The organism is Pseudomonas sp. Pseusp10, assembly GCF_059492225.1.
In genome coordinates, this window is record NZ_CP168528.1 from 3,820,254 (window position 1) to 3,840,362 (window position 20,109).

A 20,109-nucleotide genomic window follows, 5' to 3' on the forward strand; every position below is an offset into this window, starting at 1 on the left:
TATGGATGACTTCAAGACACTGATCGCCTACTCCCGCCAAAACGCCATGCGACGCTTGATCCGTTGCCTTTTTGCCGAGAACATTCTCGACCGTTCGGCCCTGAGCTTTTCCGTCGAGGGGAACCAAGCCACTTATCCGTTGAAGGGTGCCCGCGCCCATCTGTTTTTCTCCGACATTGCCAAAGGCCCGGCCGACACCGTGGTCAACGACGGTGACGTGGTGCTGTTGACCGATGAAGGTGTGCGACAGGTCATCACCAGCCATCAAGACATGCTGGATGTGCTGCGTGACAGCTTCGACTTCGAGCCCACCGACGAAGGCGTGGCCGGGCTCAAGTCCGACATGGAAAACAGCCTGACCAACGACGCCCACGCCCGCCAGCATCGTCAGCAATGGAATGCGCGGCTGGAGCAGGCCACCAAGGATCAGGGGCTCACCAGCTTCACCGATTATCTGCGCAAGCAGGCCAACACCAAGGACGCCGCCATCCTTCTCGACCAGTGGGGCTCGCTGGAAGGCCATCCGTATTACCCGACCTGGAAATCCCGTCCGGGCCTGACCGATGCTGAAGTCGAGCAGTTGTCCCCCGAGTTCAACGCTCAAGTGCCGCTGCGTATCGCCGCGTTGCGTGCCGACCATTCGAAAAGCGAAAGCATGCCGCATGTGACCAGTTACCACGACTGGTTCGCCAGCAACTTCCCGGCGCAATGGGAACAATGGAAGGCCTCGCTCAACAGCAAAGGGCTGGATGAAACCCAGTGGCTGCCGCTGCCGATTCACGCCTGGCACCTGCAGGCGTATGTGCTCAAGACGTTTGCGGCGGAAATCGAAGAAGGCATTCTGATCACCGATGGTCCGGACATTGCGACCCTGCCGACCATGTCGTACCGCACGATGATGCCGGTGTTGGACGACTGCGCGCCGCTGATCAAATTGCCGATTGCAGTGTGGATGACCAGCGAACTGCGCAGCCTGCAAGCCAAGTCGATCCATATGGGGCCGCGCATCAGCACGGTGATCGCCAGGATTCTGGACGCCGAAAAAGGCTTCGATCAGCGTCTGGAGATCTTCCCGGAAGAAATCGGCGTGCGTTACAAAAACGCGATTACTCAGGACGATAATCCCGGGCGTCATCTGTCCGTGGTCTTTCGTGCCAGTCAGCAAGCGTTCGAACGCAGCGACGAATGTCTGCCGATTACCGTGGCGTCACTGTTCACCCGCTTGCCCGGCAGTGGTCGGCCGCTGTTCACCGATCTGATCGAGCGCGACGGCGTGCGGGCGAAAGCCACCCAGGTTGAAAGCTGGTTCCGCCAGTACGCCAAAGTGGTGACCCACCCGGTGGTGGCGATCTATCTGATGTATGGCATCGGTCTTGAAGCGCATCAGCAAAACACCATGGTGCTGTTCTCCCCCGACGGCAAAGCACGTAGTCTGCTGATCCGCGATTTCGGCGACGGCAGGACTTACGCACCGCTTTTGGAAGAGCGCGGCTATGCCCTTCAGCCCCATGTGCAGCCGGGTATTCTGCCGACGGTATTCTCAGGTGATATCGAGCCGGTACGCATGTTCGTGCTCGACGCGGCGTTCCTGACCCATCTGCACGAAATGGCGCTGTGGCTGACCAGGGAGTACGGGTTGAACAACACACGGCTGTGGGCGGTTTTGCGCGAGGAGACCGACCTTGCATTCGAAGCCGTGCGCGACCGTGTCTCGCCAACGCTGTGGGAAGTCGAACGCAAGGCGTTCGTGGAAGATCCATGGCCGACCCGATCGTTGTTGCGCATGCACTTGATGCAGTACTCCAACTATCGTTTGCAACACACCCTGACCAACCCGCTCGCTAGCGTTTAACCGAGGCTGACCCATGTCCCATGCAGGTGTCATCCAGGGTTCGAGAGTAAGAATCCTGATTTATCTTCTATTTGCGATCCAGTTGGTGTCCATGGGCGCGATGGAAATGAGCGGGCCGTTCTGGCCTGTCCACCTGCGTGGGCTGACCGCCTCAGAGTCGGTTTTCAGCTTCGCCAGCATCGCCGTGTACGTCGGACCGATGCTGGGCATTATTCTGACCAGTGCATTCTGGGGCCGTATCGGCGATCGCTACGGCCACAAGTTGATGATGATCCGCGCCCTCGCCGGATTGTCGTTGACCCAGCTTGGGCTGGCCCTCTTCAACGACATCTGGGTCATTCTGATCCTGCGTTTTCTGCAAGGCGCCTTCGCCGGGTACATCGCCCCGGCACAGGCTTACGGCGTCAGTATCGAAGCGCCTTCGCGGCGGGCGCGGCTGTTCGCCATCCTGCAAATCTCGACCAACGTCGGTTCGTTGCTGGGAGCGGTCGTCGGCGGGTTGATCCTCGATTACGCCACGTTCTTCTGGATCAACATCATCGCCTCGGCATTGTGTGCGGTGTGCACCCTGATCGCGGCCGTCACCTTGCCGGATGTGCCTCCGGTGAAGAAAGCACCGGTCGCGGACAAGGCTGCGCCGGCCAGCCGTTCAGGCAGTGTGTGGCAAGGTTCGCCGTTGCTGTCGCTGCTTGGCGTGATGGGCATTTTGCTGCTGGCGCGAATGCTCCCGCAGACCTCTTTCTCGCTATATGTCAGCTCGGTGTTCGAGGTCAGCAATTCGGTGGTTGGCCTGTGCTATGGCTTGCTGGCGTTGGGCTTCATTCTTTCGGCCACCGCCTGGTCGCGTTATTTCGAACACCGTAGTCAACAGGAAACGCTGCATCGCATTACCTATGTGGTCATCGGCTGCATCGTCCTCACCGCTGTGGCAGGTGTCACGCGCAATCCGCTGGTGTTTGTCATCGCGTACTTCATCTGGGGCGTATTGCTGGGGGCTACCACACCGGTGTTGATGGCGCTGATCTCGAAAACCGCCGACAGCTCGCAACAAGGCCATGTACTGGGGATTGCCCAGGGCACCGCGCAATTTGCGTCGATTGCGGGTATCTCGGCCGGCGGTTTGCTCAGTCAGGTCTATGGCTTGCAGTACACCTACCTGTTCGTTTGCCTGGCCTACGTGGTGGCGCTGATCCCGATTGTCGCCTTGCGTTACTTGCCTGCGGTGATGCAACCGAGTCATGCCCCGCCCGGGGATTGATCAAGGAACCTTGCTTTGAACATTGAACAACTGCGCGCCGACACCCCCGCTGTCGCGCAACTGATCCACTTCAACAACGCCGGTGCGGCGCTGATGCCTACGCCGGTGATCGAGGTCATGACCCGCCACATTCAGCTTGAAGCGAGTCTTGGCGGTTATGAAGCGGCCGGGCAACAGTCGGCCGAACTGGAAAATGTGTATGGCGCCATCGGTCGTCTGATCAACGCCCAGCCCGATGAAATCGCGGTGATCGAAAACGCGACCCGCGCCTGGGACATGGCTTTCTATTCGTTACCGCTGCAACCCGGCGATGTGGTGCTGACCTCGACCACCGAGTACGCCGGCAATTACATTCCTTACCTGCAACTGAAGAAGCAGCGCGGCATTGAAATCCGCGTCATCCCCAACGATGAGCACGGCCAGGTGTCACTGCCGGCCCTGAAGGACATGCTGGGCGATGATCGCGTCGCGTTGATTTCCCTGCCGGTGATCGCCACCAATGGCGGGCCGGTGCAGCCCATCGAGCAGATCGGCGCCCTCGCCCGCGCTGCCGGCGTGCTGTTTCTGCTTGATGCCTGCCAGGGTGTCGGGCAAATGCCTATCGACGTGCAGAAAATCGGCTGTCACATGCTTGCGGCCACCAGCCGCAAATACCTGCGTGGGCCTCGGGGGATGGGTTTTTTGTATGTAGAAAGATCTCTGTGCCAGAACCTGGAGCCGGTCTTTCTCGACCTGCATGCCGCGTCCTTGCAGACAGCTGACACGTTCAAAATCCGCGCCGACGCCCGACGCTTCGAGAACTGGGAGTGTAACGTTGCCGCCAAACTGGGCCTCGGTGCTGCGGTTGAGTACGCGCTGGCGCAAGGCCTCGAACCGATGTGGTTGCGGATTCAACAACTGGCTGGTTACTTGCGTCAGCGACTGACGGACATTCCGGGCTTCACGCTGCGTGACCCGGGCATTCAAAAGTCAGGCATCGTGACATTCACCCACCGGGACAGCAGTGCTGCACAGCTCCAGCAGTGGCTGGCGGGACAGGAAAAACGCATCAACGTCACCACCTCGACATTCCGCTCGACGCTGCTCGACATGCAGCACCGGGACCTGCTGGAGGTCAGCCGCGCCTCGCTCCACGCGTACAACACCGAAACGGAAATCGACACGATGATTGCAGCGCTGAGCCGCCTGCCGAGAGTCTGAAAGCGATTCCACTCGGCACTTGCGTCGCAGCCGGTTTGTAAACTAGCATTGGGAATACTTCTCAATTGCAAAAAAAACCTGCAGCCATGAGCGAAACCCTTCCCGCGAATAACGACCATCACCTGCGCGCGATCGAAGCCCTGTACAGCGGCCATCACGGCTGGCTGTACGCGACGCTGAGAAAAAAACTGGGTAACGCCATGGATGCAGCGGATCTGGCGCAGGACACCTTCACCCGCATCCTCGCCTCTCAAGTGACCGTCATCGAACAACCGCGCGCGTACCTGAGCTGCGTGGCCAAGGGCATTTTGGTCAACTGGTATCAGCGCAAGGCACTTGAACGCGCCTATCTGGATGCCCTCGCCCATATGCCTGCCCCGCAGGTGCCTTCACCGGAATTGCGTTTCATGGTGCTGGAGACCCTGCACGAAATCGATGCGATGCTCGACGCCCTGCCGCCACTGGTCAAACGCGCGTTCCTGCTTTCGCAGATCAGCGGCCTGAAGTACGACGACATCGCCCAGAAACTGGGCGTATCGCTGATCACCGTCAAACGCTATATGAAGCAAGCCTTCGTACAGTGCCTGTTGCTGGTGGAGTGAATGCTTACTCGCCGCAACGAGCCGCACCTCGATCACCAGGTACTTGAAGAGGCCGCGGACTGGTTGATCCGTTTGAGTGAAGGCGAACTCAGTGAAACTGAACGTGCCGAATGGGAATGCTGGAAAATCAGCACGCCCGATCGCGGCCGTGCCTGGGCCCGCGCGCAGTTATTGCAGACCAAACTCGGCGGCTTGCCACCGTCTCTGGCGATGTCGGCACTCGACCGCCCAAGCAGCCCTGAGCGTCGCGCGGCGCTGGGCAAGCTGGCGATGATTCTGGCAATCCTGCCGGTCGGTTGGGGCAGCTGGAAACTGGCAGAATCCCAGCAATGGTCGGCCGACTATCGCACCACCGTCGGCCAGCAACGCGAGCTGACCCTGGCCGACGGTTCGAAAATCACCCTGAACACCGACACCGCCATCGACGTGCTGTTCGACGCCAGCCAACGACTCATTCACCTGCACGAAGGCGAAATACTGGTGCAGACCGCAGCGGATATTTCTCCGCTGGCCCGGCCGTTTCTGGTCAGCACCCGCCAGGGTCGCATGCAGGCTCTGGGCACACGATTCACCGTTCGAGAATTGCAGCCACGCACCCACCTTGCAGTGCTGGACGGCGCAGTGAAGGTCGAACTCGCCGAAAATCGCCAAGGAACGCCGTTGGTCATCAACGCAGGGCAGCGCACCGACTTCTCATCCAAAACCTTTGGCGGGGTCACCGCCGTCGATCGCTACATCGGCGCCTGGACCCAAGGCTTGTTGATGGCTGACAAGATGCGCCTGGCTGACTTCGTTGCCGAACTGACACGCTACCGCCGCGGCTTCGTGCGTCTGGATCCTGCGATTGCCGATCTGCGTATTTCCGGTGCCTATCCGATCAGCGACACCCAGCGCACGCTGAACATGCTGGTGCAAACCTACCCAATCCTTGTCAGCGGCCATTTGAATGGCTTCTGGGTCATGCTCTCTCCCGCCTGAGTCGAAAAAAATCGCCGATCAGCTGATACTTTTCTTGATCTCGACTGGCTATGGGGAAGAAGAACCTTTCCGTCCTGTTTTATAGGTCCATCCATTCATGTTCGCTGCACGCCATCTGCGTCCGGATCATCAGTTCAAACCAGTCATTCGCAGTGCGTTGCTAAGCCTTGTCCTGATCGGTGCCGTTTGCCCGTTTGCCTTGGCCGTCGTGCCTGCGCAACTGGATTCTGTGGCGGTCCGTGCCTATAACATTCCCTCCGGGCCGCTGGGCGCAACCCTGTCGAGCTTCGCCGTGGATGCCGGCATTGCCCTGTCGTTCCAGCCATCGTTGACCGAAGGCCTGACCAGCCCTGCGTTGATCGGCAATTACTCCACGCAAGAGGCGGTCACTCGCCTGCTGGAGGGCAGTGGCCTGGACATGGTTTTGCGCAGCGACGGCAGCTACACACTGGTGCCGCGCCGGGTGACGCTGGATGAAACGGCAATCATCGGCACTGCCAGGCATACCGACACCCTGCCGCCGGTGTATGCCGGTGGGCAGGTTGGCAACGGCGGGCGTCTGGGCGTTCTGGGCAATACCGACGTGATGGATGCCCCCTTCAGCGTCAGCACCTACACCTCGGCGCTGATCAGGGACCAACAGGCCGTTACCGTCGGTGATGTGCTGGAACGCGATTCATCGGTGCGCTCCACTGGCCAGACAGGCGGGATTGTCGACTCGTTCTTCATCCGTGGCTTTCCTGTCGGTGAAGGCAACCTCGGTGAACTGGCATTCGACGGCGTGTACGGCGTGGCGCCGAACTACCGGGTGTTCACCGAATACACCGAGCGTATCGAACTGGTCAAAGGCCCCGGCGCCCTGCTCTATGGCATGTCGCCCAACAGCGCGGTCGGCGGCATCATCAACGTGGTGCCCAAGCGCTCCCTGGAAGAGGATCTGACCCGTTTCACTGCCAGTTACGCCATGGATTCGCAACTCGGTGGTCACATCGACGTCAGTCGACGCTTTGGTGAGGATCGCCGGTTCGGTGTGCGCATCAACGGCAGCACCCAGCTGGGCGACACGGTCATCGACGATCAATCGCGCCACGTCGATATTGGTGCCATTTCCCTCGATTATCAGGGTGAACGCCTGCGCACCAGCCTCGACTGGCTCAACCAGAAAGAAAGTTTCGACGCCGCTTCGCGGCCGTTTTTGATCGCCTCGGGCGTAGACATTCCCTCCGCCGCCAATGGCCGAACCAACGTCAGCCAGAAATGGGGCTGGTCGCAAACCCGTGACAAATCCGCCCTGCTCAGCGGCGAATACGAGCTCAGCGACACGCTGACTGTTTTCACCCATGCCGGTGGCGGCAAATCGGATGTTGCGCGGATGTCCGACCAGACCCCGACCATCATCAACGCCGCCGGCGACACCTCTTCAATCCCCGGCTATTACAAGTTCGACGTCGAGCGGTACACCCTCGACGCCGGTGCCCGCCTGCGCTTCGACACCGGGCCGATCAGTCACCGCACAGTTCTGCAAGTCAGCCGTTATCGCGATGTGTTGTCCCGAGGGATCATTTCCGGTGCGCCGATTTTGTCGAACATTTACCACCCGGTTGATCGTCCGAAGCCTTTCATCCCCAAGCCGGACACGCCGAAAGTGTCCGAGAGCGAACTGACCGGCGTGGCCCTGGCCGACACGCTGTCGGTGCTGGATGAACGCGTTCAGGTGACCTTGGGCGTGCGCAAACAGAACATCAAATCCGACAACTACAACGCGGCCGGGGTGGTCACCACGTCATACGACGACGGCAGAACCACACCGCTGTTTGGCGCGGTGATCAAACCCTGGGACCATGTTTCGTTTTACTACAACTACATCGAAGGCCTGAGCAAGGGTGACATCGCGCCTTCCACCGCATCGAACGCCGGCGAGATTTTTGCCCCTTACGTCTCCCGCCAGCACGAACTCGGGGTCAAGGCCGACTACGGCACTTTCACCTCCACCCTCGCCCTGTTTCAAATCACCAAACCCAGCGGCGAACAGGCCTGCGGGGTGTTTTCCGTGCAGGGCGAACAGCGCAACCGTGGGCTGGAGCTGAATGTGTTCGGCGAAGTCGCCCCAGGCACTCGGCTGCTCGGTGGCGTGACCCTGCTCGATGCCCAATTGACCAAAACCGCTGCGGCCGCCAACCGCGGCAATAAACCGGTGGGGGTGCCGGAAGTTCAAGCCAATCTCTGGGCCGAATGGGACACCTCGTGGGTCGAAGGCCTGACGCTGACCGGGGGTGCGATCCATACCGGTAGCCAGTACGTAAACCAGGCCAACACCCAGAAACTGGATGACTGGACCCGCTTTGATGTCGGCGTGCGCTACACCACACGCATCGATGAACGACCGACCACGTTTCGCGCCACTGTGCAGAACGTGTTGGATCACGAGTACTGGTCGGGCGTTGCCTCTTATGGCGCGTTCTCCCAAGGCTCACCGCGCACCTTATTACTGTCGGCGACTGTCGATTTCTGAAACGTTCAGCCAGGCGACGGTGTGAGCCGTTGACCGATCTGACTTTTGCAAAGGCTTTGACCATGGTGACTTTTGATCGACGCAGCCACGCTTTCGCTGCGCTGCTACTGGCGGGACTGCTGGGCCTGGCACTTTTTTTCCTCGCTCCGCGCAACGTGCACGCCGCCGAAGTGGCCTCGGCGCGCACCGAGGTGAGCGATCTGCTGGGACGCAAGGTCAAGGTTCACTTGCCGGTCAGACGCGTCATTCTTGGTGAAGGCCGCCAGCTGTATCTGGTTGCCGCCCTCGACACACAAAACCCCATCGAACGCATCGTCGGTTGGCGCAAGGACCTGATCCAGTCGGATCCCGACACCTACAATGCATACCTGCGCAAATTCCCCGACATCGCCAGGATTCCCACCTTTGGCGGCTTTGAAGACGGCACCTTCGACATTGAGCAGGCAATTTCCCAGCGTCCGGACGTGATCATCCTCAATATCGAGGCGCAGCACGCCACCGAAGATGCCCGCTACATCGAAAAGCTCGACGCTCTGGGCATCCCGGTGGTGTACGTTGACTTTCGCAACAACCCGATCCAGAACACCGAGCCGACCATGCGCCTGTTCGGCCAACTGTTCGGCAAAGAGGAACGCGCCGAAGCCTTCATCGATTTCCGTAACCAGCAGATTCATCGCGTCACCGACATCATCGAGAAACAACACCCGCCCCGCCCCAACGTGTTCATTGAGCGCATCGGCGGCTACACCGATGATTGCTGCCTGAGTTTCGGCAACGAGAACTTCGGCCTGTTCGTCGAGATGGCCGGTGGCAACAACATTGCCCGCCGCATCATTGCGACCACGTTCGGCCAGTTGAACCCCGAGCAAGTCATCGTTGCCAATCCTGCGCACGTAGTGGTCACCACCGCCAACTGGGAAGCTTTTGCCCCCGGCGGCCATTGGGTCGGCGTCGGTCCGGGCGCGGACATGACACAAGCCAGGAAAAAACTCGCCTGGTACACCCGGCGTCCAGCCTACGCCGGCATCAAGGCCCAGGACGATCAAGCCTTCCATGCCATCTGGCATCAGTTCTACAACAGTCCTTACCAATTCGTCGCCATTGCGCAATTGGCGAAATGGTTCCATCCGGAGCTGTTTGCCGATCTCGATCCGGACGCCTCATTCCGCGAGCTGCATGAGCGCTTCCTGCCGGTGCCGTATGAGTCGGGCTACTTTGTCAGCTTGCGTCAGCCTGAGGTTAAACCATGAGCTCGTTGACCGACGTCGTGGTCGTGCAGCGCGAAACCTATCGTCGCCTGGTGCTGCGTAAACGCCTGATCCTCGCCGGGCTGGCGATCTTGTTGATGTGCAGCGTGCTGCTCGATCTGGCCCTGGGCCCGGCGAGCTACAGCCTCAGCGAGGTACTCGGCGCATTGTTTTCGCCGGACAGCGCTTCACCGCAGGTGCGCGTGGTGATGTGGGATATACGCTTGCCGGTGGCGTTAATGGCGGTTGCCGTTGGCGCGGCGTTGTCGCTGGCCGGCGCGCAGATGCAAACCATCCTCAACAACCCACTCGCCAGCCCGTTCACCCTGGGCATTTCCGCCGCCGCCAGCTTCGGCGCCGCGTTGGGGCTGGCATTCGGCGTCGCACTGTTCCCGCTGGCGGCGCAATTCATGGTGCCACTGAACGCGTTCATCATGGCCATGTTGTCGGCGCTGCTGATCCACTTTCTGAGCATGCGTCGCGGCGTCACCGCCGAAACCATCGTGTTGCTCGGTATAGCGCTGGTGTTCACCTTCAATGCGCTGTTGGCGCTGGTGCAGTTCTTTGCCACCGAACAAGCCGTGGCCGCCGTGGTGTTCTGGACCATGGGCAGCCTGACCAAAGCTACGTGGCCGAAACTGGGGGTCATCTGCCTGGTGATCCTCATCACCCTGCCGATCTTCGCCAAACGTGCCTGGGCCTTGACCGCCCTGCGCCTGGGCGACGACAAGGCCGCCAGTTTCGGCATTAATGTGCGCAGCCTGCGTTTTCAGACGCTGATCATGGTCAGTCTGCTCGCCTCGTTTCCAGTGGCCTTCGTCGGCACTATCGGTTTCATCGGGCTAGTCGGTCCACACATCGCCCGCATGCTGATCGGTGAAGACCAGCGGTTTTTCCTGCCCGCCTCCTTGCTGACCGGCTCGTTGATTCTGTCGGCCAGCTCGGTGGTCAGCAAAACCCTGATCCCTGGCGCGATATTCCCCATCGGCGTGGTCACGTCGCTGATCGGCGTACCGTTTTTCATATCTCTGATTCTCGGCGGGAAGAAAAACTCATGGTGAAACTGCAGCTGGAGAATCTCGGTGCCCGCTACGGTCAGCGCGAGATCATTGGTGGTGTCTCGACGGCGACGTTTTTCGGCGGGCAGGTGGTCGCCGTAGTCGGGCCCAACGCGGCGGGCAAATCGACGCTGTTCAAGCGCATGGCCGGGCTGATCGACGGCCCCGGACAGGTGATCTTGCAAGAGTCGAAAAAAGGCCCGACGGGCATCAGCTACATGCCCCAGGGTCTGAATGCCAGCGCCCGGTTGACGGTGTATGAATCGGTGCTGCTCGCGCGCAAGCAACTGACGCCGGGCTGGGTCGTTCACGATGATGAATTGAAACTGGTCGATGAGATTCTCGCGGCGCTGGGCATCACCGGATTGTCCTTTCGCAACCTAGGTGAACTCAGCGGCGGTCAGCAACAGTTGGTGTCCATCGCGCAAACCCTGGTACGCGAACCGGAAATACTGCTGATGGACGAACCGACTAGCGCCCTGGACATGCATCGGCAGGTTCAGGTGCTGAACTTCATGCGCAGCCTGGCCCGAAAACGCGAAGTCATTGTGTTCATCGCCATCCACGACCTGAACCAGGCGCTGCGTTTCGCCGATCAGGTTCTGGTAATTGCCGACGGCACCACGCAAGGCAGCGGCCCGAGTCACGAGGTGATTACCGAATTGATGCTGCGCAACGTTTATAAGGTTGAGGCCCGGATTGAGCAGTGCAGTCGTGGGCAACGGCATATCGTGATTGACGATATTGTTTGATGGCTTGCAATGATCGCCCCTATCTGTATAGGCAACGGACCAATCGCCGCGCCTGCATCGCCCATGACTGACTCAACTACGCTTTAAGTGAGGGTTGCAGGCTGTCATACCCGCAACCGGGAGGTTCCGTGAACAGTCACTGGTGGTGCCGCCTGCTCCTGCTAGTAATACTGATCGGGTTACCGACGGGTTCGACGACGGCTGCAGGCAGTGTCGTGGTACTGATCGTCAACGATGCTATTGGTCCGGCCAGTGCCGACTACGTGGAGCGCGGCCTGGCGCGTGCGGTGACCGAGGGTGCGCAGTTGGTGGTCATCAGCCTCGACACCCCCGGCGGGCTGGACACCTCAATGCGTTTAATTATTAAGGCGATTCTGGCCAGTCCCTTGCCAGTGGCAAGTTTCGTCGCCCCTAGTGGCGCACGTGCGGCCAGCGCCGGCACCTATATTTTGTATGCCAGCCACATTGCCGCGATGACCCCGGGCACCAACCTGGGCGCTGCTACACCGGTGCAGATCGGCGGCCTGCCCGGTACCGCACCCGAACCACCTCGCTCACCCACCACGCCCACCACTGACAAGAATTCTCCGCCTGAGCTACGGGACACCTTGACTCGAAAACAGATCAACGATGCGGCGGCTTACATCCGTGGTCTTGCGCAACTACGCGGACGCAATGCCGACTGGGCCGAACAAGCGGTACGTGAATCGCTCAGCCTGTCGGCCCACGAAGCGCTCAAACTCAAGGTGGTCGATTATGTGGCCAATGACGTGGCAGACCTGCTCAAGCAATTGAACGGCAAGAGCCTGAATGTCTCCGGTCAAACGTTGAGGCTGAGCACCGCCGGGGTTACGCTCATCGACCATGCGCCTGATTGGCGCACACAACTGCTGGCGGTGATCACCAACCCCAGCGTGGCGTTGCTGCTGATTATGCTCGGGGTCTATGGCTTGATATTCGAGTTCATGAACCCTGGGTCGAGCGTTGGTGGGGTGCTAGGTGGCATCTGCCTGTTGCTGGGGCTGTATGCCCTGCAACTGTTGCCCGTGAATTACGCCGGGGTCGGACTGATTCTGCTAGGGATCGCCTTCATGATCGCCGAGGCGTTTCTACCGAGTTTCGGTGTAATCGGCTTCGGTGGGGTGGTTGCTTTTGTAGTTGGCGCAGTGATTTTGATGGACACCGATGTACCGGGCTTTGGCATTCCGTTGACGCTGATCATCGGCATGGCACTAGTCAGCGCCCTGTTGCTTATGACTCTGGTCGGCATGGCGCTCAAGGCCAGACGCCGTGCCTTGGTCAGCGGCGATGCGGGCTTGGTCGGCAGCCTGGCCACGGTGACGGGGCTGCTGCCGGGTCTGCCTATGAGCGGCTGGGTGCAACTGCAGGGCGAAAAATGGCAAGTTCAGAGCTGCTCGCCCCTGCACCTGGGCCAACAGGTCCGGGTGGTGAGGCGCACGGGCGTGATGCTGGACGTTATTGCGCTGGATGAAACGTCACCGTCAGGAGGTTGATCCATGTTCGTCGAATTGGGTTTTGGCCAACTGCTACGACAGCGCAATCTGCTTCCGGATAAGCGAATTGCAGTTGCGTCGACTTCCCCAAGGAAACCTCGGCAACCGCAACTCAAACATCTGGACGGCGAGACTGCCCCACTAGCTGCCGAACGGCGGCATCGGTATATCGGCGGGCTGCAGGCCCAACAGTGTCATGTACTCATAGATGTGCTGATAGCCGGATTGAGACTCGTAGCTTGTGCAGTCGGATTGAGGTTTCCCACAGAGCCGCAGCTCCATGTTCGCGCTGCCCATTCCCCATTGCGTATAGTTCAGGTTGTTATTCACAACCTTGTCTATGCCGGAACAAACCATGTTCCTCGTTTTTTCATGAATGGGATCATCATAAAGGGTCAGGGAGTAATCGAGAGAAGTTGCGCACCACGCCATCGGAACAACATCCAGGGTGTTGTAGATGCGCAGTGCATTACCGGCCATTTGCTTATTGAAATAGCTGGCGAAAAAACCATCTCCCGCCGTGGGCGCAGCAAAGGTTTCACAGAAGAAGTTAAAGCCCGGAAATCTGTCTTTCAGATAAAGCGCGAGCACTGACATGAGCGCACCGCCGAGGCTATGACCAACCAAACGGATGTTCGCTCCACTTTGCTTCGTCCCAAGAAAATCGCACAGTGTGCCCTGAGGACTGATAGTAGAGGCTGTGGTCAATATCGCCTGTACCCCATCTGCAGTTCCCTGGGCAATACTCGCCGATCCCTGGCAGCCCGGGATTACGCTCTGCAACGGCACCATTGGAAAAATATCGAGATCGTCCACCTGATCCTTCAAAGAATCCGTGAGTGTCCCACTCGTCACCACGACGATGTCGTTCCCGCTTCTCCCGCCGGTCAGCACCACGGTGATGTGCGCCGCATACTCGCCATCCATTACCAGCGCGGGGCCCCAGGCTACGTCATAGCCGCCGCCCACCTTGGAGGCGTTAAGACGCGAAAGGATATTGTCCTTGACCTGACTCGGCGTCGGATTCTTCATGTTTTTCCAAGACTGCGGCTGCAACGCCGCATTGTTGACCACGAAAGCGTGCGTAAGACTGATTTGCCTTTGCACAAGTGTGTCTGGGGTAGTCATGACTGCTCCTTGTCTCAAAGAAAGTTTTCAAAGGACCCAACGAAAACCTATGGCAGCCGTCGATCCTTCTGGGCCAGCAAGACCGAGTTTAGACGCAGTTTTTGCAAGTGCGAGGGCGATGCTGTAGGCGCTGATGAAGAATTGACCCATCTGCCGAAAAAACGCTGACCCAAGCAGCCTTCAAGGCTACGGCCGTCTGTGCTGGGTATCTACCTATCCATGTTGGGGCAGTCTTGCCCCAGCAGGTAGGGCATTCCGCATCAGCGCCAACACGCCATTGGCAGCTGTAACTTATTCACTGCAAGCGCATTCGTTTTATGTCCCTCTGCGGCGGTTCTCCGAACAGCCGGCTGTACTCGCGACTGAACTGCGACGAGCTTTCATAGCCCACCAATCCGCCCGCACTGCTTGCGTCGATATTCTGACTCAGCATCAACTGTCGAGCCGCTTGCAGCCGCAATTGTTTCTGATACTGCAGTGGACTCATGCCTGTTACGGCGCGGAAATGCTGCCGAAAGGTAGACGGACTCATGTGTGCATTCGCCGCCAAGTCGTCCATGCGCAGCGCATGGCGAAAATTAAGCTTCAGCCAGGCAAGCGTCTTGGCGATGTGTTGACTGGGTGAGCCCGCGGCGACGACATGAAGCAACTGCGAACCGTGAGCACCGCTCAACAGGCGAGCGATGATCTCCTCCTTGATCAGTGGCGCGAGGGTTTCAAGCAGTTCAGGTTCGCTAAGTAGCCCGACCAAACGCCCCAGGGCATCAAGCACCCCGGCGTCCAGCGCCTGTACGGTGATTGGCCGGAATCCTTCATCCCTCATGCGCGGTGACAACTGCATGCGCTCGGCGAGCTGTATCACCGTGGCGCTGTCGAACGTGAGCATCATGCCCAGGAATGGCTGTGTGACGCTCGCCTGAGTCACATGTGAGATGACCGGCAGGTCAACGCTGGTAACCATGGACTGACCCGGCGCGTAACTAAGCACCTCCTCCCCCACCATGACTTGTTTGCAGCCTTGCAAGGTCACACCAATGCCCAGTCCGTAAATACAGTGCACAGGCGCAGTGGGAGATTTGCGTCGATGCAGACTCAGGCCCGGAACCGCGGTGAGCAGGTCGCAATCACTGCGCACAATCTGGCTGACGACGCCGGCGAGAGGACTTGTGTCGCTGGCAGTTTGGTGACTTTTGGTAGCAGGCTGCACACTGGTCTCCTTGAAAAAACGAGGTCTATAGCTGGTCACGAACGACACCGTTGCTCACACGAACAATGTCTGCCATGACCGCCAGAGCAATCTGCGCGGGAGTTTTGCTTCCCGATACTGGCATTCATTCAGCAGCCCGTCATGTGCCTGGTACTGGCACATCGGCGAAGCCACGATACGGTTGCGCAGAGTGACGTCTTTCAGGGTATAGGGCGTGAAAAGAGAGGTCATCGTGCGGTCCTGCTTCGTTGATCTGGATGGCCACAGTATGAGGTGGCCCCAGCATCGGCCGATTGCCTGATTGACGCTGTTGCTTGCACGATTCAACGGGGTTTTGTAACGCCGGCTTGCCATAGCCAGATATTACAAAGTATTTCAGATCGCCTTAATGCCTAATCCAATGAAGCCACTCTACAGTCGATGAAAGATGTAATCGACGTACGGCCGATCATCCAGAGCAATACCCGCCGCCTGCAGTTGCTGCTGTAACTCCGGGTCATCGATTCTTATCTTCCAGTCGTGGCTTGCCGGTGCCCTCATCCCGATGTCGTAATGATCAGCCGCCCTGCATGTGCCAGGCGCCATAGTTGGCCCTTGCTACACGGCCGGTAATGAATGAGATATTGACGAGAGTTACGCATCATCGTGAGCAAGAGAGGACGACAGCTGACGGTAGGCGTCGGCCTGTGCCAGCAACGCATTGGCCTTGGCTTCGAAGGTCTGCACCGCATCAGCGCCAGCAGCGAAACGAACCGGTGGTTCGTCGAGCCCTGCAAGCTGCACAATCGCGTCGGCGAGCTTGGCAGGGTCACCGCCCTGTTTGCCGTCCATGCCACTCCAGGCCGTGACGGTCTCTCGCGTCCGTTGGGCATAATCGTCGATGGAGGGTGGTGCGAAAGTGGTGGAATCGGCCGTCAGCAGTTCTGTGCGGAAAAACCCGGGCTCGACCAACATCGTGCGAATGCCGAAGGGTTCAATCTCTGGCGTGAGCGACTCGATCCATCCTTCGAGGCCGAATTTCGCCGCCGCATAGGCCGTACAGAACATGCCGCCAGCGATACCCGCCGTAGAGGAAATGGTCAGCAACAGACCGGAGCGCTGCTTGCGCATCGCCGGTAATGCAGCACGAGCGACATTCATCGGACCGAACAACAGCGTTTCGATCTGGTTGCGCACCTGTGCCGGGCTGAGCTCTTCGAAGAAGCCCGCATAGAAGTTACCCGCGTTGTTGACCAGTACATCAATCCGTCCGAACTTGCCGATAGCGGCCTCGACGGCGTCTTGGGCGTCATCGGGACGGGTGACATCAAGTTTGATGGTCAGCAAGTCTTCATGTTCACCGATTGCCGCCAGCACTTTCCCGGCATCACGGCCGGTGGCAACGACGGCATGTCCGGCAGCGAGTGCCGCTTTGGTGATGTCTACACCCAGTCCACGGCCAGCACCGGTGATGAACCAAACTTTTTTCTCAGTCATGTGATTGCTCCTTTCTAACGAGTGCCTATTGTGTCGAGCCTCTCCTTTTGGTTGCTGCATCAATCGGCGTATTCATTGCCTAAAATGACGAAAATTGTGTCAGGCCAACCCTCTTCGCTTTGACCTCCCGCAGCAGTTCTTCACGGCTCGTGAAGGAGTTCAGGCGATAACTAGCTCTTTCATTGCCTGATTCAATCACCGATTCAAGAACTTCAAGCGTCTTGGTCGTGATGCTCAGCTCATCCGTCAAATTGGGCAATCATTGAAGCGGATCGTGCATTCGATCCAGGAAGTACGGCGCTACAGTTGGCAAACGCCCGGAACACGGTCGCACTGATTCATGGAGAGCTGTCCCACTATGAGCGCCCTCAACATCAATGGCCGTGACTACACGGTTGACGTAGACCCTGGCACCCCGATTCTCTAGACTTTGCGCGACACGCTGGGCATGACCAGCACCAAGTTTGGCTGCGGAGCAGCTCTGTGCGGCGCTTGTACTGTTCACCTTGATGGGCAGGCCATTCGCTCCTGCATCACGCCTGTCGCGGCCGCCGAGGGCAGGAAGATCACCACCATCGAAGCAGCGACCAATGGCAGTGACCCAGTGGGCACAGCCGTACACGAGGCATGGGTCAAACACGATGTTGCGCAATGCGGCTATTGCCAGAGCGGCCAGATCATGAGCGCGACGGCTTTCCTCAAGGCTCAACCCAAGGGCAAGCAGCCCACAGCGGCCGAGATCGACTCGGCCATGGCTGGCAACATCTGCCGCTGCGGCACTTACGCTCGTATCCGTGCGGCGGTAGCCGACGCCGCCAAAGCCCTCGCCTGACTGGAGCTTGCCATGTTTAACGACATTTACCCGGACGAGCTCCCCCGCGCGTTGCAACACATGCTCGAACGCAACCAGATCGACGGCCCCGCCACACTCCCCCGCCGCAGCTTCCTGAAAATCCTAGGTGTCGGCGGCTTGGCGCTGGGGGCATTTCCTCACCTGGCCCTGGCGCAACAACCTGGCGACAATCGCGCAGAGCCTCTCAAGCCGAATCAGCAACCCTCGGCATTCGTACAGATAGCGCCGAATGGGGAAGTAACCGTAACCATCAACCGGTTGGAGTTCGGTCAGGGCGTGCAGACTGGCCTACCGATGATCCTCGCCGAAGAACTTGATGCCGACTGGAGCCTCGTGCGCAGCCGCAACGGCACTAGCGACATCGCCTACCAGGACCCACTCTTCGGCATGCACCTCACCGGTGGCTCCAATTCGATCAAGAACAGCTATACCCAGTACCGCGAACTGGGTGCCCGCGCTCGCGCCATGCTGCTCGCGGCGGCGGCCGCGCGCTGGAATGTGGATGTGGCCAACCTGAGCACGGAATCTGGAATGGTGCTCGGCCCCGCGGGCCGCAAAGCGAGCTATGGCGAACTGTCGGAGGCCGCCATGGCGCTGCCTGTGCCCGAAACGATCACGCTCAAGGACCCCAAAGACTTCCGAATTATTGGCCATGCCACCACCCGCATCGATGCCAAGGCCAAGAGCAGTGGCCAGCAGGATTTCGGTATCGACATGAAACTACCGGGGCAACTAACGGCCGTGGTGGCCAGACCGCCAGTATTTGGTGGCAAAATTGCGTCTTTGGATGACAGTGCTGCACGTGCCATCAAAGGCGTGAAAGCGGTGCTGCGTGTACCGCTCGATGGGGGGGCTGAAGGCGTAACCGTCGTTGCTGACGGTTACTGGCTAGCCAAACAAGGCCGTGATGCACTCAAGCTGCAATGGGATATGACGACTGTCGAAAAGGTCGATAGCGACAAGCAGTTGGCCGACTACCGAGAGCTGGCGGGTCGTCCTGGTCCACGGCTCTTCGAGGCGGACATGGCGCTACTGGAAACGGCACCACATCGATTGGAAGCCGAGTTCGTGTTTCCTTACCTGGCCCATGCGCCAATGGAACCGTTGAACTGTACCGTCAAACTGTCCGAAGAACGCTGCGAACTATGGGTGGGTACCCAGTTTCCCGGGGCTGACAGCGCGGCAGCCGCACGTGTACTGAACCTTACGCCCGAGCAAATTCAAATTAATGTACAGACCGCTGGCGGTGGCTTTGGCCGGCGTGGCATAGCCACCAGCGACATTGTGGTGCTGGCATGCGAGGTGGCCAAAGCCGCGCGAATGGCCGGTTTGAATGTACCGGTGCGCACGCTATGGAGCCGCGAGGACGATATCAAAGGCGGCTACTACCGCCCCATGCACCTGCATCGCGCTCATATCGGTTTTGACGATACCGGCAAGGTGCTGGCCTGGGACCACGTTGTGGTAGGACAGTCCATCATCAGTGGCACCATGTTCGGGGGACGGGTGAAAAACGGCATAGACCCCACGGCAACGGAAGGTATGCGCGATCCCTATCCACTGCCGATGCGCCTGACGGTGCATCACCCGAAACTCAACGTGCCGGTGTTGTGGTGGCGCAGTGTGGGCTCCACCCACACAGCCTTCGTGATGGAGACGGTGATCGATGAGATCGCCCGAACAACCAAACAGGATCCTGTGGCTTACAGGATGAAACTTTTTGCCGATCGAAGTCCGCGTCATCGCGCTGCGTTGCAACTGGCGGTGGACAAGAGCGAGTACGGCAAACGCGAGTTGCCTGCTGGTCGAGCCTGGGGTGTTGCGGTCCATGAGTCGTTCAGTTCGGTAGTGGCTTACGTCGTGGAAGCTTCGGTGCAGAACGATCGTCCGGTACTGCACCATGTGACCGCCGGCGTCCACTGCAACCTGGTCGTCAACCCGCGCAGCGTTGAGGCCCAAGTACAAGGTGCCGCCCTTATGGGGCTGTCAATGTGCTTGCCGGGCGGTGCCATCACCCTGAAAGACGGCGTCGTGCAACAGAGTAATTTTGCAGACTTCAGCGTTCCGCGCATCACCGATATGCCGGAATTTTCCATTCATGTCGTGCCAAGCGCCGAGCCTCCCACAGGGATGGGTGAACCCGGCCTGCCACCATTGGCTCCCGCCTTTGCAAACGCGGTCGCACGCCTCACGGGTAAGTCGGTGCGTGAGCTGCCCTTCAAGCTGACGTGACAGAGCCGGGTAGACTGACGGTCAAGAACCTTAATCAGCCAGAGGCCCATCCACTTGGGAAAGCCTTTGGCAATAGGACCCGGATCGACGAGTCCGGACATACGGACTCGTGGTCCTCTCGGCTACCAAGAATTCAGTCAGAATTCCCGTTTCGGTCGCTCGTGTTCTGGGTGCGAGCAGGGGCAATATTGGGGGCAACACCAGGTTTTTTTTGCCTTGAAAGAACTGACCTGGAGCCAA

14 protein-coding genes and 2 pseudogenes are annotated in these 20,109 nt (G+C 59.2%); 12 read left to right on the forward strand and 4 right to left on the reverse strand.

The features are described 5' to 3' along the window. The first annotated feature begins 1 nt into the window (after position 1). From ACEN8Z_RS17155 to ACEN8Z_RS17200, 10 genes are all read left to right on the forward strand, one after another. Positions 2-1,852 carry an IucA/IucC family protein gene (locus ACEN8Z_RS17155; protein ID WP_495594999.1) on the forward strand — a complete coding sequence of 617 codons (1,851 nt, stop codon included), beginning with the start codon at positions 2-4 and terminating at the stop codon, positions 1,850-1,852. 13 nt (positions 1,853-1,865) lie between these two features. After that, positions 1,866-3,110: an MFS transporter gene (locus ACEN8Z_RS17160; protein ID WP_495595000.1), complete on the forward strand. Its 1,245-nt coding sequence runs from the start codon at positions 1,866-1,868 to the stop codon at positions 3,108-3,110. Between the two features lie 15 nt (positions 3,111-3,125). Further along, the gene (locus ACEN8Z_RS17165; protein ID WP_495595001.1) at positions 3,126-4,310 is read left to right on the forward strand and encodes an aminotransferase class V-fold PLP-dependent enzyme; all 1,185 of its coding nucleotides are present in this window, start codon (positions 3,126-3,128) and stop codon (positions 4,308-4,310) included. Between the two features lie 86 nt (positions 4,311-4,396). Continuing rightward, positions 4,397-4,912 carry a sigma-70 family RNA polymerase sigma factor gene (locus ACEN8Z_RS17170; RefSeq protein ID WP_495595002.1) on the forward strand — a complete coding sequence of 172 codons (516 nt, stop codon included), beginning with the start codon at positions 4,397-4,399 and terminating at the stop codon, positions 4,910-4,912. Next, on the forward strand, positions 4,913-5,890 hold the full coding sequence (locus ACEN8Z_RS17175) for a FecR domain-containing protein (protein ID WP_495595003.1): 978 nt from the start codon (positions 4,913-4,915) through the stop codon (positions 5,888-5,890). A gap of 97 nt (positions 5,891-5,987) precedes the next feature. Further along, entirely contained in the window at positions 5,988-8,402 is a 2,415-nt protein-coding gene (locus tag ACEN8Z_RS17180; RefSeq protein WP_495595004.1) for a TonB-dependent siderophore receptor, read from the forward strand. A gap of 62 nt (positions 8,403-8,464) precedes the next feature. Next, a complete protein-coding gene (locus ACEN8Z_RS17185; RefSeq protein WP_495595005.1) occupies positions 8,465-9,652 on the forward strand; it encodes an ABC transporter substrate-binding protein in 1,188 nt (395 codons plus the stop codon). Continuing rightward, positions 9,649-10,710: a FecCD family ABC transporter permease gene (locus ACEN8Z_RS17190; protein ID WP_495595006.1), complete on the forward strand. Its 1,062-nt coding sequence runs from the start codon at positions 9,649-9,651 to the stop codon at positions 10,708-10,710. The genes ACEN8Z_RS17185 and ACEN8Z_RS17190 overlap by 4 nt, the downstream gene beginning before the upstream one ends. Then, positions 10,704-11,459, forward strand: coding sequence for an ABC transporter ATP-binding protein (locus tag ACEN8Z_RS17195; protein WP_495595007.1), 756 nt, complete (start codon positions 10,704-10,706; stop codon positions 11,457-11,459). Before ACEN8Z_RS17190 ends, ACEN8Z_RS17195 begins: the two co-directional genes overlap by 7 nt. A gap of 128 nt (positions 11,460-11,587) precedes the next feature. Continuing rightward, positions 11,588-12,973 (forward strand): NfeD family protein, encoded by a 1,386-nt coding sequence (locus tag ACEN8Z_RS17200; protein WP_495595008.1) that lies wholly within the window; start codon positions 11,588-11,590, stop codon positions 12,971-12,973. Between the two features lie 141 nt (positions 12,974-13,114). On the opposite strand, the gene ACEN8Z_RS17205 is transcribed toward ACEN8Z_RS17200, so the two are convergent. From ACEN8Z_RS17205 to ACEN8Z_RS17220, 4 genes and pseudogenes are all read right to left on the reverse strand, one after another. Further along, the gene (locus tag ACEN8Z_RS17205) at positions 13,115-14,101 is read right to left on the reverse strand and encodes a lipase family protein (protein WP_495595009.1); all 987 of its coding nucleotides are present in this window, start codon (positions 14,099-14,101) and stop codon (positions 13,115-13,117) included. A 295-nt stretch (positions 14,102-14,396) separates the two neighbouring features. Further along, positions 14,397-15,308, reverse strand: coding sequence for an AraC family transcriptional regulator (locus ACEN8Z_RS17210; RefSeq protein ID WP_495595010.1), 912 nt, complete (start codon positions 15,306-15,308; stop codon positions 14,397-14,399). A gap of 123 nt (positions 15,309-15,431) precedes the next feature. Next, a pseudogene (locus tag ACEN8Z_RS17215) lies at positions 15,432-15,539 on the reverse strand (oxidoreductase); the annotation flags it as partial. Positions 15,540-15,941: 402 nt separating this feature from the next. Continuing rightward, positions 15,942-16,784, reverse strand: a complete 843-nt coding sequence (locus tag ACEN8Z_RS17220) for an SDR family oxidoreductase (RefSeq protein WP_495595011.1) — start codon at positions 16,782-16,784, stop codon at positions 15,942-15,944. A 358-nt stretch (positions 16,785-17,142) separates the two neighbouring features. On the opposite strand from ACEN8Z_RS17220, the pseudogene ACEN8Z_RS17225 reads away from it, so the two are divergent. Both ACEN8Z_RS17225 and ACEN8Z_RS17230 read left to right on the forward strand, forming a co-directional pair. Continuing rightward, positions 17,143-17,616 (forward strand): annotated as a pseudogene (locus tag ACEN8Z_RS17225) ((2Fe-2S)-binding protein). Positions 17,617-17,628: 12 nt separating this feature from the next. Then, the gene (locus ACEN8Z_RS17230) at positions 17,629-19,869 is read left to right on the forward strand and encodes a xanthine dehydrogenase family protein molybdopterin-binding subunit (protein ID WP_495595012.1); all 2,241 of its coding nucleotides are present in this window, start codon (positions 17,629-17,631) and stop codon (positions 19,867-19,869) included. Positions 19,870-20,109: the final 240 nt, after the last annotated feature.

What these genes read in the sequence shown, in the direction of transcription:
- ACEN8Z_RS17155 (WP_495594999.1), top strand. Translation starts at nt 2, where the DNA reads ATGGATGACTTCAAGACACTGATCGCCTACTCCCGCCAAAACGCCATG.
- ACEN8Z_RS17160 (WP_495595000.1), top strand. Translation starts at nt 1,866, where the DNA reads ATGTCCCATGCAGGTGTCATCCAGGGTTCGAGAGTAAGAATCCTGATT.
- ACEN8Z_RS17170 (WP_495595002.1), top strand. Translation starts at nt 4,397, where the DNA reads ATGAGCGAAACCCTTCCCGCGAATAACGACCATCACCTGCGCGCGATC.
- ACEN8Z_RS17175 (WP_495595003.1), top strand. Translation starts at nt 4,913, where the DNA reads ATGCTTACTCGCCGCAACGAGCCGCACCTCGATCACCAGGTACTTGAA.
- ACEN8Z_RS17180 (WP_495595004.1), top strand. Translation starts at nt 5,988, where the DNA reads ATGTTCGCTGCACGCCATCTGCGTCCGGATCATCAGTTCAAACCAGTC.
- ACEN8Z_RS17185 (WP_495595005.1), top strand. Translation starts at nt 8,465, where the DNA reads ATGGTGACTTTTGATCGACGCAGCCACGCTTTCGCTGCGCTGCTACTG.
- ACEN8Z_RS17190 (WP_495595006.1), top strand. Translation starts at nt 9,649, where the DNA reads ATGAGCTCGTTGACCGACGTCGTGGTCGTGCAGCGCGAAACCTATCGT.
- ACEN8Z_RS17195 (WP_495595007.1), top strand. Translation starts at nt 10,704, where the DNA reads ATGGTGAAACTGCAGCTGGAGAATCTCGGTGCCCGCTACGGTCAGCGC.
- ACEN8Z_RS17205 (WP_495595009.1), bottom strand. Translation starts at nt 14,101, where the DNA reads ATGACTACCCCAGACACACTTGTGCAAAGGCAAATCAGTCTTACGCAC.
- ACEN8Z_RS17220 (WP_495595011.1), bottom strand. Translation starts at nt 16,784, where the DNA reads ATGACTGAGAAAAAAGTTTGGTTCATCACCGGTGCTGGCCGTGGACTG.
- ACEN8Z_RS17230 (WP_495595012.1), top strand. Translation starts at nt 17,629, where the DNA reads ATGTTTAACGACATTTACCCGGACGAGCTCCCCCGCGCGTTGCAACAC.